This window comes from Armatimonadota bacterium, from assembly GCA_013314775.1.
In the GTDB taxonomy this organism is placed as follows: Bacteria; Armatimonadota; Zipacnadia; order Zipacnadales; family JABUFB01; genus JABUFB01.
Genome location: JABUFB010000005.1, coordinates 80,320 through 97,610, shown reverse-complemented (window position 1 = coordinate 97,610; position 17,291 = coordinate 80,320). Strand labels below are relative to the sequence as shown.

Below are 17,291 nucleotides of genomic sequence, written 5' to 3'. Positions count from 1 at the left end.
ACAGCCCCCATGTGGGCGCTGTGCGTCACCACCCAACAGCCATGGATGGGGCGGCTTCTCCGCTCCCTCACTTCAACAACCGCAACTCATGGATCGACCACCACAGCCCGCCCGCGCAACCTGCCGGGCGGGTCTGGGTGAATCGCAGCGCACTCGCGGTTGTCGGGTCGATAATGAGCTTCAGCACCCCGCCCGACTGTGCGCTGGAACAGTCATCGCACTCGGCCACCGTTTTCCAGTTGTGCCCGTCTGACGATGCCTCCACCCGAAGGCCTCGCGGGTAGTCACCGGGCGAGTTTTCTGAATCCAGCACGATCTGGCTCACGGTCTGCTCCGATCCAAGATTCACTGTGAATTGCATGCCATCCCGCTGCGGCTCCCCGGTGGACCACCGTGTCGCCGGGTCACCGTCAAATGCACTGGCCACACTCTCCTTTGAGGGGCTCGCAGTGGCCGTCCAGTTGTCGCGGGACAGTTCCATGCGCGCCATCGCCGGCCCCTGGTGCGAGACCTTGATGCCTTCAAGCGGCCGGCCATCCCGGTCCACGAACCGCGCACACACCCCCCACTCGCCCCAGCCCTGATCCACTCGCAGCACCAGGACGTTCCAGCCGGCCTTCAGGGTGAGGTCCGGGACGCGGTCGGAATCAGGCGTGACCGGGCGCACCGCCGCATTGCTGTGGACCTGCTGTCCATTGAGCCATACCGTCACCCCGTCGTCGCTACCCAGCCACAACTGGACAGGGGTGTCCTCTTCAGCACGGACCCAGGTTGCCGCGTAGACTGCCACGTCCTGCAGTTCGCCAAACAGTTCGGGCCGGGTGAAGTCCACCACGGGCGCCCCAGACCGGTGTGCGCCCCAGATGCGCCCGGCATTGAGCAGACCGGGTTCGGGCGCAAAGCCCGGTGTGCCCACTGGAAGCGAATCCGCCTTTGCGAAAGGCCCGCAGAGCAGCCATGACAGGATGAATCCGTCGGAGTCCACGTTGAAGGCGGTCATGTCCACGGAAGTAGCTTTGCCGCGACGCAGGGGCACGCCCAGGTTGGTGAGAAGCTGGCTGTAGTAGCGCATGGACTTGGGGCTGGTTGGATCAAGTCGCACCTGGGAGACCAGCAGTTGAGAGGCGCCCGAGGGCATCCGCAGCAGTCCGGTCTGTTCCCTGAAGGGCTCGCGTTCGGAGCGGAGGAGCGCTCCTGTCTTGATGTTCTCGCCCTGCCAGCACCAGCGGCGCCAGTCAGTGTGGTTGGTGACAAGGAGCGGCTGCGCATCGGGGCCCTCGCAGGTCACCGCCCAATCCATGAGCGGACGCGTGTTGTTCTCTTCTATCCAAAACAGGTCTCGATGGTTGATGCCCCAGACCAGCGGCGATCCCTCATCGGCGCGGATGAGCTGGACTGCCGGACAGGGCTCCAGGGAGAGCTTCACCGGCAGGACTGCGTTCCAGGCGTCCAACGTCTCGGGGCGTAGACCGCAGAGAAGCACGCTGCGGGGGTCTCCCGAGCCCAGAGCGGAGCGGACGGCCCCGGGGTCGGTCGGCGGCGCCGAACCATCGCACAGGAGCACGCCGGGCGGTTCTTCCGTGCTCAGGACTCCGAGGACTTCCCCCACAGTGCCAAACCGCGAGTCCTCAGGAGACAGCACACGCGCCGGAGCAGTCCCGGTGGGCCAATCCGACCCCGGGAATGCGGCCATGAGAATGGATAGCCTCGCGAGCACTGCAGCGGTAGGCTCCGTCTCTGCTTTTTCGATGAGGCACAACTCCGAGAAGATGCGCGGCCGACCGTGACGCTGGGCCGCAAACATCGCAAGATCCCCATCTCCGCAGGTGACCAGGGGGACCACATTCCCATGCACTTCCCGCCCGCATGCAGCCCGCGCGATCACACCATCTTCGCCCCAGAAGGAGAGGTGAGCAGATGCATCGGGGTCCACGGCAAGCCACGGAGTGGCGAACCCTCGCCTGTACGTTCCCCCATGACGCGTGCAATAGAAGCGGTCGCCGTAGAAAGCCGGGTTATTCTCGAATACCACCACAGGGTGGGGCGAGTCGTCCAGGCGCAGGGCATCATCGGCAGTGATTCCGGAACTCGCCCCCACAACGGCCACGACTCTATCGTCCTGCGGCCACAGGGCTGATAGCAGTTCGTCAACACTGGCGTACTCAGTGAATGCCACTCCAAGCCGGGAAAACAGAGCCGCGGTCATCCCGGACGGGTCGAAGAGAGCAATGGGGGGCATCGAGCGCAGCAGGCCCCGGGCTGACCACTCGTGACCGGGGGCATAGACGGTGTATCCGACGCGCTGCCGGTAGCAGGTCATGCCGCCCCGCGAAAGTCGTAGTTCGAGCAGAGCATCGACTGCTTCGGCTTTCTCAGGCACCGCTGGAACCGGGATCACAAGCTCGACTTCCGACATCTCACCCGGGGCCAGCGTGAGGCGTTCTGTGCGCCGAACTACAAGCTTGCCTTCCACGCTGAACTGCCAGGCGAGTGACAACCCGGCACGCTCCAGCGTGTCATTGTGGACGGTGAGGTGGCGCACGGTCTCTTGCCCCGCCCAGAGAGCCGCACCGCGCTCTTTCAGAAAGAAACGGATCGGCTCGAAAGCGTCCTTCACCGCCACATACAAGGGATTGGGCCGGAAACTCGGGAGCTTCGGGTCGCGCCCGGCATTGAGGGTTGTGGTGTAAGGGCCCAGGCGCTCAGGCTTCACGCCCGGCGCGGTGAGATCATCGTACTGGAACTCCGCGTCTATCGGCAGGGGCTCCAGTCCATACCAGGCGATGTTGAACGGCGTGGCGTAAGCAGCCCATTTGCGGTAGCCTTCGATGAGGTCCGCGGTTTCGATGGCCACCGCTTCCATGCGGTCATTCGAGGTCCGGTACGCCCGGTCGCCGATGGCATGGGCGACCTCCGGCGGCGTGGAGTAGTACATGCTCCCCGCTTCGCCAATGGTGGTGATCTTCCCGCGCTTGGGGTCTCCCGCTCCCGGATAGTGGTAGCTGTAGATGTTCAGGCGCCCGTTGAGGTCGTTGTCGCCGTCGCTCGATACCTCGCGGGTGGGGTCGAGGTCTTTCATCTCTTGCGCCCATTCTGCGTAGCGGGCGAATATCCAGTCCAGGCTCGGGGCATTGTCGTCGGCCTTCCGGGCATAGATCTCGTTCGCCACGCTCCAGAGCACCACGGAAGGATGGTTCCTGTCGCGCAGGACCAGGCGTCTGACGTGGTCGCGGGCCCGACGCAGGAAATCGTCATTGTACCAGAAGTTGATGGCCGAGCCCCACAGGGCGGTCTCATCCACGATCAGCATGCCCATCTCATCGGCCACGTCCAGGTAGTATTCCGGGTAGACCTGAGCGTGCAGACGGATGATGTTGATGTTACAGGACTTGGCCATCTCGTACCACGCCCGGGCATAGGCGGGTGTGAGTTGCGGGATGCCCATGAAGTGCCAGGCGTCTCCGCGCCCCGACCAGGTCACCCCGTTGAGCTGGAACTTACGGCCGTCTGGGCCGATCCTGAACTCTCGGAAGCCGAAGCGGGTACGCAACATATCCAGCGGTTCACTGGCGTCATCGGTGAGGTAGATGCGGGTCACGAGCATGTAGAGATACGGGGCATCCGGCCACCACAGACGCGGGGATGCCCAGGGTTCCTTGAGCGTTACGGTACAGGTCTCACCGGCACCGATCTCAACCCACCTGCGCTGAAACCCCTTTTCCGGTACGCTGCCTGGCGCCGGTTTGTCCGCCGGGAAGATGTGGTTGTTCAACCGCACCCGGGCAGCTTGGCTGGACTGGTTCGCAAGCGTGATCTGAAGCGTAATGACCCGATCTTCAACGCTGGTCATCACGAAAGCATCACGGACGCAGATCTTTGGTCTTGCGACAAGCCACACATCCTGCCAAATGCCGTGGATGTGCCCGCCCCAGAAACTCCCCCAGCCGTAGGTCGCTCGCCCCTTTACGTTGAACAGATGGTGTCCCTGCACGCCCACCAGCAGTTCGTTGGGTCCGCCGAAACGCACAAGCTCAGTCACGTCCAGTTCGAAGGGCAGGAAGGCGTCCTCGTTGGTCCCCGCGAGCTTCCCGTTTACATAGACTTCCGCGCGGAAACTCACGGCCTCAAAGCGCAGGAAGATGCTCTTGCCGCGCATGGCCTCGGGCAAGGTGAACTCTCTCCGGTGCCACGCCGCGCTCACTTTTTCCCACGATTCCGGGTAGCTCGGAAAGGCCACGAAGTCCCCACCGTCGCCACGCGAGAAGGAGTTGACGTTCCAGGGCGAAGGAATGCGGATCGGCACGGCGTCCCAGGCGTCCGCAGAGGGCGGATCAAGTGCGTCCGTCGCAGGCTGGAACTGCCATTCACCGTTGAGGCAAAGCGCAGGACGCATCTCCGGGTCCTGCATGGTTGGCCCGGCCTGCGCAAGGCAGCAGACAAGTGCGATAGCCGCGGCGAGAAGGCGTGGCACAGCACTGGCCCCCTTGGGTACGTCTGGAGAGATGCGACTGGTAGTGATTCACCGCGTTCGGCTGCAGGTCCTTGTCTCATGAATCCATAGCGGCAGCCCTTCCGGGCTGCCGCTATGGATCGTCGCTCCAACGCGACCAACACTATTCGGCGTCGTAGTCCAGGAGCGGTCGATACCAGATGTTTCGGAAGCGCACCAGGTCGCCGTGGTCCTGAAGTTCCAGCGGGCCCACCAGTCCGTGGGGTTCGTAGGTGGTCAGAACGCGGTGGCTGGTGACGCCCAGCAACTCCTTGTGGTGGTGCAGGACAATGCCATTGAGCAACACCGTAACATATGCGGGGCGGATCACGCGGTTTCCCTCGAACCGCGGGGCCTCCCATATGATGTCATACTCTGACCACTCGCCGGGCTTGCGGCAGGCGTTGGCCAGGGGAGGGAACTGCCCGTAAATGGCGCCGGTTGTGCCGTCTGGATAGGTCGGGTTATCGTAGCAGTCCAGAACCTGGATCTCGTACCTGCCCATGAGAAACACGCCACTATTGCCGCGGCCCTGCCCCTCGCCCTTGACCTCGTGGGGTGAGCGGAACTCCAGGTGAAGCTGGCAGTCGCCAAAGTGCTCCTTGGTCTGGATGTTCCCGGTGCCCGGTACGACCTCCATGTAGCCGTCCTCAACCTTCCAGCCGGCTTCGCCACCATTCTTTGCCACCCATCCACTCAGGTCCTTACCGTCGAAGAGAATCACGGCATCGCTCGGGGGAATCCCGGGCGCTTCCTGGGTGCTGTTGGTGCCGGGGGTCACAACCTTGGGCTGCGGACGGTTGCCATCGTGGACGTGCCACTTCGCGCCCACCAGAACCGGGGTGTCGTCATAGCCGATCTTGCCGTCAGCCATCTCAAAGCCTCCTGTAGTTGATGGGCAGGCCACTTTGCGCCTGTCCCTGGGATGCTGGTTGCCTGATAGTCAGGGTGTTCCACACCCCGACGTCGGGTACCTTCTTACGTCGCAATTACCGACAGCCCCTCGCACAGGTCTGGCATGTGTGCCAGGACGGCGGCGCTGGGAAATGGAATGGGCCGCACATACCGGGGTTTCCCCCGGGGCAGGTTTCAAGGGATTGCCTCGCTTGCCTGGAGCAATGCACGGTGGAAGGAGCACGCCACCGTCTGGCGCGCCCCCTCGCCTCAGTCCCCCACGCGCTGGGCGTACACGAAATACGCGCCAATGTCTTCGCCGTTCTCGTCCACAAGCCACGTCTGCAGACTCGTCAGGCCCGCGGGAAGCCGAAACTCAAACACCGCCGCCTTGTCGCGGGGCCCGATGGCCCGGCTCGCCTCACAGTCACCCACCTGGATGCGGGCTTCCCTCAGTGGCAGGGCTTTGCCGCCTGTGTACCAATCCACAATCTCTCCCGGAATGCCCTCGGTCATTCCACGATCTTCCTGGCGCGGCCAGCGGCGCAATTCGAACTCATACCGTCCCGGTCTCGCCACGTCGATTGCCCAGTATCCATTGCAGCGGTGGCCCTGGCGCACCATCCCCTGGTTCCAGGCGCACTCGCTGTTCTCATTGTGCCAGTCATGGGTGGTGATCATCGACACCGGCTCATTGTCTGAGCCGATAATGATCGCCGGGTCATCATCGAAGCGCTCCGATACGATGTTCCACCATTTCTCGTACTCGCCGCGCAGTTGCTCCACGACGTCGGGATGATCCGCCGCAATGTCCTTGCGCTGCCCGGGGTCAGCCTGGATGTCGAACAACTGCGTCCCGTTGACCAGCCGCCAGCGCTGGGTCATGGTTGCGCTCTGCTTCCACTTGATGGGACTTTCGACGCGCTGGGAGTCCGTTACGATGGTGCGCGCCGGCAGGCTCTCCGCTTCCCCGCGCAAGAGCGGAGCCAGGCTGATCCCGTGTACGTTTTCGGGACTGGGGCCCGGGATGCCGCACAGGTCCACCAGAGTGGGCATCACGTCGATGTTTGCCGCGAGTTCGCCCACATCCCGCCCCTGATCCATCCCGCCACCGGGCCAGTGCAGGAAGAAGACCACTCGGTGCCCGCCGTCGTACTCCCAGCCCTTCACTCCCCGCATTCCGGCGTTGTAGCCATCCACCACGAATCCGCTGCGATCCAGCCGGCAGCCGTTCGCGGTCCCGTTGTCGGTCATGAAGATCAGGATCGTGTCCCGTTCCAGACCAAGCTCGCGCAGGTGCGCGCGCAAGCGGGCCATGTTGTCGTCGATATTGGTAATCATCCCATAAAACCGGTCGCGCTCGCAGGGTAGCCCCTCGTACAATCGCGCATACCGCTCGGGGACATTGTGCGGGCTGTGGGGCGCATTGGTGGACAGATAGCAGAAGAACGGCTGTTGGCGGTTCCGCTCCACGAAATCCATTGCCTGCGAGAACCACACGTCGGTGCAGTAACCCTGGAACGCCTCCGGCTCGCCGTTGCGCAGGTAGATGTCGTCAAAGTAGTCGTTGCCCCACCAGTCATTGGTCTGGCTCACGCCGCCGCCCCCATGGTAGAGCGCTTCGTCGAAGCCACGGTCGTGGGGGCGGAAAGGATAATTGTCACCCAAGTGCCACTTACCAAACATCCCGGTGCGATACCCACCGGCGCGGAACACATCCCCCAGGGTGATCTCGTCCTTGCGCAGCAAGGATCGGCCGCCGATGGTGTGCCAGACGCCAGTGCAGTTGCAGTAACGCCCGGTCATGAGGCCGGCGCGAGTAGGTGCACAGGTAGGTCCCACGTGGAAGTTGGTGAGCCGCACGCTCTGTGAGTGCAGCGCATCGATGTTGGGTGTCTGGATAATGGGGTTGCCGTGGCAGCCCAGGTCTCCATAACCCTGGTCGTCGGTGATTACCAGCACCACATTGGGGCGGCGCGGAGTGTCAGGCATGGCTCATCGCTCCTGTGCACGGGCGGGGAACGAGACGATGCGCCCGTCCCATGGTGCATTCCCCTCAGTCGGCGTCTCGACCTTCGCGGATTGCAGGTACGCGGGAGTCCGACGGCGAAAAGCACGGGAAACAATTGTCTGGGTCGCTATCGACAACTGGAGAGATGACCATGCTTGAGAAAGCCCTGATCGCCGCGCTGATCCTGTCCATCAAGGGCATGGTGGTGCCCGAGAGCGTCTACCACGATCCGGACACGGGGTACGTGTATGTCTCAAATATCGTGGGGCCCGGATGGGAGAATGACAATGTCGGCTTCATTTCGCGACTGAACGCCGACGGCTCCATCGAGACCCTCAAATGGCGCGAGCGGACGAAGGACGCCCCGCTGGGAGCACCCAAGGGCATGTGCGTGCTCAACGGCTTCCTCTACTGCGCGGACATCAATCAGGTCCAGGTTTTCTCACTGGACGACCCGGAGTCCACCGCCACCATCAAAGTTCCTGACGCTCAGCGCCTCAATGACCTCGCCACCGACGGCAGGGCTGTCTGGGCATCGGATACCGGAAGGGGCATGGTGGTGCGCATTGACCCGCCGACCCGGCACGTACGCTGGATGAAGGGCGTGCCGGTCATCAACGGGATCACCTTCCACAAGGGCCACATGTACGCGGTAAGCTGGGAAGACCACGAAGTGTACGAACTGGATCCGGCAGGCGTGAAGGACCCGCAGCCCTTCGGGCTGGCCCAGCATTTTACGGCGCTGGACGGCATCGAAGTGCTGGATACCGGTGAAATGATCGTCTCCGATTTCCTGGGGAACAAGGTCTGGCTGATCTCCGCCGATCACCTGCAGGCCCGCGCCCTGGCCGACGTGAACTCCGCCGCGGATATCGGTCTGGACCGTGCGAATAACCGGCTGTTCGTGCCACAGTTCTACGGCGACCAGGTAGATGTGTTCGAGTTGAGGCGCTGAGAAGCCCGACGCAACCGGGGGCTACTGCAGTATCTCTTCCATTGGCGGATCATCTCCGGCGCGCTGTGCAGCTACGTGCTGCGGTTCGTAGCTCCCGTAGAAGGGCACGTTCAAGTCGACCCACAGCGATATCCGATACAGATCATCGGCGGGCATATTCACGCCCTGATGCCCCTCGCGCAGCATGTTCACGAGCTTGCTCGCCCGGGCCCCGATCTTGCCGGGGGTGCTTTGAGGAATCCACTCACCACCATTGACACTGTCGAACCAGGGCACCAGACTCTTTCTCGCAAGGGTCTCGTAGGAGCGCGTGAACGCCGACTTCTTGGACGCGAAGTCACCGGTCAGGGGCAGCTTCGCCGCTCTGCCACCGGAGCTGTGGCAGCGCGTACAGTGGCGGTCCAGCACCGGCTGCACCAATCGCATGTAGGAGAACGGCCGGGTGCCTTCCGGGCCGGGTGAGGGAACCGACGCTTCCCGTACTGCCGCAAGCGGACGGCGCACTGCCACCGCCGACTGCCTCGGTTCGTGGCAGCCGATGCACGCGCGCACCTCGCCGGGCTGCAGATAAGTGATGCTGCGCATGGTCTGGACCGCCATACGATTCTCATCCAGGGCCTGGAAATACACGGGCACCCCCGCGGGCGCCTCAAAATACGCAGATCCATCCCTCTCAACCGGCACCTCCCCCACCACAACCCGCGCCGAAATCTGCCGCGCCACGCTTATTCTCGGCTCATCCGCCGCGTAGGTGGTCTTCGGCAAGATCTGCACAATCCTCAGGCCTTTGATGGGCACATTGGGGAAGGCTTGCCCGCTGGCGCGCACGTTCGCCACCAGAAACCGCCCAGTCTCGGGCCCCCGTTCCGTGGCAAAAGGATACACATCGGGGCGCGTCTTCGGACGCACCGGCACCGGGCCCTGCGACGGCCATTCCGGATCGCGGTACAGCAGAGTCCGGTTCCCGAAACGGTCCGCGAGATAGATGCCCGTGGTTACCTGGTGCTCGGCACTGTGGGTTGACCAGGCCGGGCTGTACGCGACCAGGTAGAAATCCTCGCTCAGCGGCCAGGGAGTGTCGAATGCCGAGTACGGATAGCCTTCGGCCTCCGGGAAGGCGATCTCCGGCGAGAGGCGCTCCACGGGATCGCTCCCATCGAAATCCAGCAGGGGGTCGATCATCACCAGCGAACCTGCGGCATAGCCATGATGAGCGCCGGCAATCGCGAGGATCTTGCGAGAACCCGGGACAGGCTGGGCCGACCAGAGCCCCCACGGTTTGCGTTCGTGGTTGTAGTTCCCGTACACCGCCACGGGGGCTGATCCGTCGGGGCGGCAGCTCCACAGGCTGTGCGAGATATTGGTGTGCCGGTCCACGTAGTCCCAGCGGGTATACAATAGCGAGCCGTCGGGCAAAATGGACGGGTGCCACTCGTGGGTCTCGTGACAGGATAGCCGGGTGATGTGTGAACCGTCGGGCTTCATCCTGTGCAGCGTGTATGTGGGCACCGGACGGCCGCTGCACCGGGTCTCCCCTCCGCGCCGTGTGGAAATGAACACGATGTCCCCGTCCGGCAGCCAGCGCGGGTGGATGTCGTCAAAACGGCCCTCTGTGATCTGCCGCAAGTCCGTTCCGTCCAGGTTCACGGTGAAGATGTGGTACGCCAGGTCAGGCGAACTGCTCCAGACCGGCTCGCGTGCCGCATCGCCTTTCGCATAGGCAAAAACGATGCGCCGGCCATCCCAGGACAGGTCCGGAGACAGATAGCTGCCCAGGGGAAGCCGGCCACCGATGACGTCTCGCACCGTGGGCTCTCCCCGCAGGTTCTCCAACACACACAAGGACCCGCCGGGCCGCGCCAGGCTTCCGAAGAACTGGTCGCACATGTGGGCGATGGCACCGGGTCTGCGCTTCACAAAGACCAGCGCGTCGAAGTCCAGCAGTGGATTGGTGAGCGCCAGCCGGCGGCCGGCCTCCATCACGCGGTAGTAGAGATCACGACGCGCAAGTGACGAGACAGGTGCGGCTGACAGCGCATCCAGATCCTGTCGGGCAGCCCTCAATTCTGCGGCGAAAGCTGCCCGCCTGTCGCCGTCCAGTGCAGCAAGCGCCGACAGCAGCAGTTCTTGGCGACTCAGCGCTCTCGCGATGGTCTCAGTTGGCCATCGCCGTTCCTCAGCCACAGGCGAATTGTCGTGGTAACGCGAGGACCGACCTGCGCTGCTTTGATCGGCGGGCTTGTTCAGGGCAACGTTGCGGTCCGGCTCTCCCGCGGGGTATACTTCGACTTCATCGAGATGGAAGGAGCCCTGTTTCTCTAACGCGCAGCGGACGAACCGGCCTTCCACCGGCTTCTCGCCGAAATCCACGGTCAGCGGCTTGCCATCGCGAATGCCCCCGAAGGGTTCGCCTGTGTGTCGGAACACTTCCTGCCAGGCTTTTCCGTCTTGTGAGACCAGGATCAGCATGCCCGAAGCCCGATGTTCGAGCCCGTTCTCGTTGCGGTTGTATGCAATGATCCGGCCGATCCGAACCGGCTCGCCCAGGTCCACCTGCCACCAGGGATTCTTCGAGTTGGTGGTGTGAAAGCCGTAGCTGCCGGTTCGCTCGCCATCCACTCCACCGGCCGCATCAGCCCACGCCGGCGCGCCCTGTATCTCGCCGCTGGGGTTGGTAACCGGTTCGCCGACACGCGCTTGCCAATCCCAGTCTTCGCGAATACTCGCGGCGTAGTCCGATGAACTGTGCGCCCAGCCGAACGCACAGCCGAGGCCGAAGAGAAGACACAGCACGCAACATGTCAAGCGACGGTGCATTGGATTGTCTCCCGGCCGGGCAGGTAAATGCAGGCCCGATGACCAATTGGCATTGCACATATTCCCTCAAGACAGGCAGCTCTCCTGCAATACTGCACACCCGGAGACTGCCCAGAACCGATCCGGAGGCGGTGCGTGGCCGACCCTTCCCCGAACACACCCTCGCCGACGAACCCGGAGATTACCGCAGGCCGGCTGCTGCGGTTCCTCTTGTCGCGCCTGAGCGAAATGCGTGTCGTCATGGTTATCCTCGCGGCCCTCGCGGCAGGGAGCCTGACCGGTGCGATCATTCCCCAGAAGCAGCCCCCCGAACTCTACCAGGAATGGTATGGCGTCTTCGGGCGCCTTGTACCCCTTCTTGGTCTGGACCGAGTGTTCACGTCGTGGTGGTTCCTGCTCATCAGCGGCATCCTGATGGTCAGTCTGGTCGCCTGCACACGTCGGCTCTGGCGACTGTCAATTGGGCGGTGGCGAGTCCCCACGGCAGCGGCTGCAGCAGCACGTTTCGCCGAGAGCAATGCGACGACGTTCACGGCGCCGTCCGTCGAGAAGATGCCGGCGTCGGTACGCCTCGCTGCGAGGAGCGCCGGATTCGCCGTGCACGACCTTGGCGAGCACCAGGGCGCCCATTGGATCTATCTGTCCCGCTTCCGCTGGGCGGCCTGGGGTCCGGCATTGACCCACTACTCCATCTTCCTGATAGGCTTCGGCGCCCTTCTTGGGTCACTGCCGGCGACTTCGGTAGACACAACGGCGATCATCGTCGAAGGCGAGACGTACAAGGACCCCGACGGTCGCATGCCCTTTGACCTGCGCCTCAACTCCTTCGAGGTGCGTCCCGACCCTGAATCGGGTGGTATCGAGAACTACTACAGCGACCTGTCCGTCCTTGAATCCGGGCAGGAGCGCCTTCGCCGGACCATACGCGTCAACCACCCCCTCAAGTACCGCGGGTTCTACATAAGCCAATCGAGCTGGGGCATGGCCGGAGCCGAGGCGACCGTGACCGTCGAGGGCGAAGATTACTCCGTTTTCTTTCCTCTTGAACCCGCGGGCGAGAACGACCAGGGGCTGCGATGGCGCTTCCGGAAGGACAACGCCGCGGTGATCCTGCCCGACCGGAAGACGGCGCTGGTCGCCCGGTGGTTCGTTCCGGATGCCGTCGAGCGTCAGGGGCGGGTGGAAGGCAGCGGTTCCGAGATTCCCGGCCGGCCGGCCCTGGGCCTGTCCGTGGTTGCCGTCGCGGAAGACGGGACGCACGATATCCGCGATATGAAACCCATTTTCACCGGTCAGTCGGCGCCGATTCCGGGCGGCGAAATCACCTTCGAGCGCGCCCTGTCCTGGTCGGGCCTGGGGATCCGGCGAGACCCCGGAGTACCCCTGGTCTGGACAGGCTTTGTGGGCTGCCTCCTGGGGATGATGCTCATCTTCTACCTTCGGGCAAACCAGGCCACGGTGCGCCTCGTAGAGGGCGAGGACGGCGTCAAGGTCTCTCTTGCCGCGATCGGCCCGGGGCGCGACAATGAAGACATGCTCCGCCTTGGTTCGGCATTCCATGAGGTATTCGTGGGCGTGGGTGACAAGATAGACAATTCCGCTGGAGGCCCCGCATGACGCGACCTTCTCGGGGCGTGTGGGCGCACATCTGCAGCAGCCTGCCGCCGCTTGATGAAATCGACCGCAACATCTACCGCACCATCGCCTTTGGATTCCCGCTCCTGACAATGGTCATCATCACCGGGGCAGTGTGGGCACAGTATGTTTGGCAGCGCTGGTGGAGCTGGGACCCGAAAGAGACCGCGTCACTGGTCACATGGCTCATTTACGCGGCATATCTGCACGGACGCAAGCAGAGGAACTGGGGCGGCGCTGCTTCGGCCGGGTTCGCGGTTATAGGGCTGGCAGCGGTCCTGTTCACGTATGCCGGTGTGAACTACCTGCAGAGCCTTCACTCCTACGGCTTAGCCCACGCATCGCCCGAAGGACGGCTACTGGGCGGCTTTTCGGGCGTCAGTACGGCGGAGGCACTGCTAACCACTGCCGCATTCGTGCTGTTCCTGGTGGCCTTTGCGCTGTCTGCCGGGAACCTTGCGCGCGGCGTGGCGGGGTCGAGCAAGGCGGCCCAGGTGGCGGCTTTCGCCGGTCTGCTGGCACTTTCGGCAGTGCTGGTAATGCGCATGGTGGACGCGGGGCGCATCACCTTCACCAGCGGCTACGACTTCTCGCTCTGGTTCGTGTGGGGGATCGTGCTGTGTGCGCTGGTTGCGTCACTCCGGGGTCAGGGTCTGGCGCTCACAGCCGGCCTTCCGCTCGCACTGCTGATTGCCATGTACGGATATCTGTACTTCCCGCACAAGGGCCATACTGCCCTGCCGCCGGCCCTTCAGAACAAACTGTGGCTGCATATCCACGTTTCCCTGGCAATCTTCGCCTACGGAGCGCTTGCACTGGCGGCAGGATGGGGGATACTGTACTGGATTCGACAGGCGGCCGAGCGCCGAGTGGGGGAAGCGCACGTCGCTGAGACCGATTCACGCAACACCACAGACGGGTGACCCGTTCACATGAAAAGGCTGAGGTCCGCGCTGATCTCCATCATCGCCGCTGTGCTCCTGCCAACGCAACTCTCTCCGGTGCTGGCTTATGAATACGTACGGTGCGACACCGCGCGCGAGACCTGGCTAGCGTCGCTCAAAGCCGAGGGCAGTGGCCTGGAGTTCGGACGCTGGTACTACATCGGGCCCTTCGATTCCCCGGACGGTAAGGGGTTCGACGCCGTATATCCGCCCGAGAAAGCCATCGACCTCCAGGCCTCCTACGAGGGCAAGGGCGGCAGGACGGTGCGCTGGCAACCGGGCACGCGCTTCCGCGACGGCCAGGAGAACTCCCTGCGCATCTTCGGCGATGACGACTGGATCGCCGTCTACCTCTACCGCACGATCACGGTGCCCGAGGCACAGGAACTGCCGATCCTGCTGGGTAGTGATGATTCCATCGTGGTGTGGCTCAATGGAGAGAAGCTGCTGGCACACAATATTGGGCGCGCCTGCACACTGGGTGACGAGCGTCTCACTTTGAAGCTAAGGAAAGGCGAAAACCACCTGCTCCTCAAAATCTGCAATGGCGCTGGGCCATCCGGCTTCGCATTCGCCGTCGACCAGGGCCCGGACACCCTCATCCAGCGTATCGCCCGGGACTTTCCACTGGAGATCAACGACCTGCTGCTGGAACTTGACTGGATTCGCCAGGCGAGGCAAAAGAAGCCCACGCCAGGCGCATCGGTGTCCGTTGATGACGACGCACCGGGGGCTGTGGACGGCGTCAAGGACGGCGGCACCGGATTCCACACCCAGCTTGAGGAGAAGCCCTGGTGGCAAGTGGACCTAGGCAAGGAATATGTCCTTGACCGCGCGCTACTGTACAACCGCGAGGACGCCGGCTCGCGTAACAATGTACTGATGATGCTCCTGTCCAGCGATGGCTACAACTGGCGGCAGGTGTGGCAGAACCAGGGTGTGCTCTTCCACGGCGCGCTAGATGGCAAGCCCATGGAAGTGCCGCTTCAGGGCCAGAAGGCTCGTTACGTGCGGCTGCAATTGCCCGGTCGCAGCTACCTGCACCTGGACGAAGTCGAGGTCTACGCCGCCGATAAGCCCGACTTGAACATCGCCCTGGACCAGCCCGCGACCCAGAGTAGCTCCAGCCCCTGGTCAACGTACACACCCCCGAAGAGGATGGGCGCGGGAGCTGACAACGCGCTGTTCCGCGCCGCTACCGCCGACGCCCTCGAGCTCGCGCGCAAGACGCTGGAGTTCGTGTCTGCCGCAAGGCCCCTGCCAGACCTTGCGGAGCGACTGAAGGGTCTCGAGGCACGGATAGCGGAAGCGAAGCCTGGGACTGACTGGCAGTCGCTGTATCTCGACGTGCGCAAATTGCGGCGCGAGATGATCTTGTCCCATCCTTTGCTGGACTTCAGCGACCTGCTTATCACCAAGCGCCCGCCTCCCCTGTACAGCCACATGGTGGATCAGTATGAGGGCCGTCACAGCCGCCCGGGTGATGGTATTGTGCTCCTGAAGTCCTGGCGCTCGCAGCCCCTGGCAGTGCCGCTGCTCGCGGACAAGCTGCCGGTCGGCTCCGTCCTCCACCCGGACCTGTCATACGACGGTCGCCGTGTGGTGTTCAGCTTCTGTGATCACACCGTCCAGGACCGCAATGCGCGACAATTCTTCCTGTACGAGCTTGACCTTGTCTCGGGCGTGGTTCGACAACTCACCGGAGTGCCCGGCGTCGATCCGCTGCAAGGGTGGATGGGCCGCACCACCGTCCTCATTGAAGATTTCGACCCCTGCTACCTGCCGGATGGCGGGATCGCCTTTGTCTCCACCCGCAACCAGGGCTTCGGTCGCTGCCACGGAGGCCGCTACACCCCCTCCTATGTTCTCTACCGGTGTGACGCCAACGGGGGCAACATCACGCGTCTCAGCTATGGCGAAGCCAACGAGTGGGATCCGGCTGTCTTACCCAGCGGCCTGATCATCTACACCCGCTGGGACTACATCAACCGCCACGACACCGTACTGCAGAGTCTGTGGACCACCCGGCCTGATGGTACCGCAGTGGCCCATTACTATGGAAATTCCACGCGCAATCCGTGCATGATCGCCGAGGCCAAGCCGATCCCTGGGACCGATCTCGTCGCGGCCACGGCGATGGCCCACCATTCGTATACAGCCGGATCGATCATCGCCATTGACCGCCGCCTCGGCGAAGATGGGCTTGATGCTGTCCGGCGCATCACCCCTGACGCCAGTTTCCCCGAAACCGAAGGCTGGCCCATCGGCAGCTACAGCCAGCCCTGGCCGCTTTCCGAAGACCTGTATCTCGCAGCCTACAGCCCCGACCGGCTGGTTTCTCAGGGCAATGTGCAGGCGACTGAAGCCTATGGGATCTACCTCGTGGACACCCTCGGCGGCCGGGAGCTGATCTACCGGGACCCGAGGATGTCCTGCTTCTCCCCCATCCCGGTCCGGCCGCGGCCGGTGCCACCGGTGCTCTCGTCCTCACTGGAGCCGGGACGTGCTGACGGTGTTTTCCTGATCCAGAATGTCTACGACAGCGTAGAGCCGCTGATCCCGGGCACCATCAAGCGCCTGCGTGTGGTGCGCATGATAGAGCAGCCCACTGCTTCCGTCCCGGAGCGCAGCTGGGTGAGCCAGGAGATAGTCAAGGGTGTAGTGGGGACCGTTCCGGTCGAAGAGGACGGTTCTGTGGCGTTCCGCGCACCCGCCCAAGAACCCCTGCTGTTCCAGCTTCTCGATGAAAACAACATGGCCGTGTTCAGCATGCGCAGCCAGGTCTACCTGCAGCCCGGCGAGGTCATCAGTTGTGCCGGATGCCACGAACCCCGGGGCTCCCTGCCCTATGGTGGCCGGCGCCTCGCCCCCGCCGAGGCAAAGGAGCTCCAGCCAACTGCCGGCCCGCGATACGCCGGGGGGTTCAGCTACGCTCGCTCAGTGCAGCCAGTGCTTGATCGCTACTGCATCCGCTGTCACGGGCTCAAGCGGACCGCGGGTAACCTCGACCTGCTGGGCACTCCGAAGGGCCAGTTCAGTCAGTCTTACGAGGCCCTGGTGACGCGGCCGGGCTGGGTCGCCCTCGCCCATCGCAACGAGCAGACCGACATCAGCAAGATCATGGACTATGGCTCGCACGCCGGAAAACTCGCGCGATTCCTGCTCAACGAGCACCACCGCAAGGCCCCAATCGACCCCGATAGCTTCACCCGCATCGCGGAGTGGCTGGACCTGAACGGCCAGTATTACGGCGACTACTCATTCACCAGACCGGAGCGCCGAAAGCCTTCCGAAGAGGGCGTGGCGGCCCTGCGCGAGCATGTGAGGAGCGCGTGTAATGAGTGCCACGAGGGGATGAGCGAGCAGCCGCTGGAGGCGCTGGTGAACGTGGCGATCCCCGAGGAAAGCCGGGTGCTCATGTCACCGCTCGCTGAGAGCGAGGGCGGCTGGGAGCAGTGCCGCGGCCTCACCTGGCTGAGCCGGGAGGACGCGAACTACGCGCTGATGAAGGCCAAGGTCCTGGGAGCAACCGGCCCGGCGGAGTAG

8 protein-coding genes are annotated in these 17,291 nt (G+C 63.6%); 4 read left to right on the top strand and 4 right to left on the bottom strand.

Going from position 1 to position 17,291, the window contains the following annotated elements:
- Window positions 1-67 precede the first annotated feature (67 nt).
- The 3 genes from HPY44_04830 to HPY44_04820 form a co-directional block, all read right to left on the bottom strand.
- A complete protein-coding gene (locus HPY44_04830; GenBank protein ID NSW55314.1) occupies window positions 68-4,471 on the bottom strand; it encodes a discoidin domain-containing protein in 4,404 nt (1,467 codons plus the stop codon).
- Between the two features lie 142 nt (window positions 4,472-4,613).
- Window positions 4,614-5,363: a DUF1080 domain-containing protein gene (locus HPY44_04825; protein NSW55313.1), complete on the bottom strand. Its 750-nt coding sequence runs from the start codon at window positions 5,361-5,363 to the stop codon at window positions 4,614-4,616.
- A 290-nt stretch (window positions 5,364-5,653) separates the two neighbouring features.
- The gene (locus tag HPY44_04820; protein NSW55312.1) at window positions 5,654-7,375 is read right to left on the bottom strand and encodes an arylsulfatase; all 1,722 of its coding nucleotides are present in this window, start codon (window positions 7,373-7,375) and stop codon (window positions 5,654-5,656) included.
- Between the two features lie 170 nt (window positions 7,376-7,545).
- Between HPY44_04820 and HPY44_04815 the strand changes: the two genes are divergently transcribed.
- A complete protein-coding gene (locus HPY44_04815) occupies window positions 7,546-8,349 on the top strand; it encodes a hypothetical protein (protein NSW55311.1) in 804 nt (267 codons plus the stop codon).
- Window positions 8,350-8,370: 21 nt separating this feature from the next.
- Here HPY44_04815 and HPY44_04810 read toward each other — a convergent pair whose 3' ends face one another.
- On the bottom strand, window positions 8,371-11,166 hold the full coding sequence (locus HPY44_04810) for a discoidin domain-containing protein (protein ID NSW55310.1): 2,796 nt from the start codon (window positions 11,164-11,166) through the stop codon (window positions 8,371-8,373).
- Between the two features lie 135 nt (window positions 11,167-11,301).
- On the opposite strand from HPY44_04810, the gene HPY44_04805 reads away from it, so the two are divergent.
- Genes HPY44_04805 through HPY44_04795 form a run of 3 tightly spaced genes read left to right on the top strand, consistent with a single transcriptional unit; the run spans window position 11,302 to window position 17,291 of the window.
- The gene (locus tag HPY44_04805) at window positions 11,302-12,783 is read left to right on the top strand and encodes a cytochrome c biogenesis protein ResB (protein NSW55309.1); all 1,482 of its coding nucleotides are present in this window, start codon (window positions 11,302-11,304) and stop codon (window positions 12,781-12,783) included.
- Window positions 12,780-13,724, top strand: coding sequence for a cytochrome c biogenesis protein CcsA (gene ccsA, locus HPY44_04800; protein ID NSW55308.1), 945 nt, complete (start codon window positions 12,780-12,782; stop codon window positions 13,722-13,724). Before HPY44_04805 ends, ccsA begins: the two co-directional genes overlap by 4 nt.
- 9 nt (window positions 13,725-13,733) lie before the next feature.
- Entirely contained in the window at window positions 13,734-17,291 is a 3,558-nt protein-coding gene (locus HPY44_04795) for a discoidin domain-containing protein (protein ID NSW55307.1), read from the top strand.

Bases quoted from the DNA above. Each gene is read 5' to 3' on its own strand.
- HPY44_04825 (NSW55313.1), bottom strand. From the start codon at position 5,363: ATGGCTGACGGCAAGATCGGCTATGACGACACCCCGGTTCTGGTGGGC.
- HPY44_04820 (NSW55312.1), bottom strand. From the start codon at position 7,375: ATGCCTGACACTCCGCGCCGCCCCAATGTGGTGCTGGTAATCACCGAC.
- HPY44_04815 (NSW55311.1), top strand. From the start codon at position 7,546: ATGCTTGAGAAAGCCCTGATCGCCGCGCTGATCCTGTCCATCAAGGGC.
- HPY44_04810 (NSW55310.1), bottom strand. From the start codon at position 11,166: ATGCACCGTCGCTTGACATGTTGCGTGCTGTGTCTTCTCTTCGGCCTC.
- ccsA (NSW55308.1), top strand. From the start codon at position 12,780: ATGACGCGACCTTCTCGGGGCGTGTGGGCGCACATCTGCAGCAGCCTG.
- HPY44_04795 (NSW55307.1), top strand. From the start codon at position 13,734: ATGAAAAGGCTGAGGTCCGCGCTGATCTCCATCATCGCCGCTGTGCTC.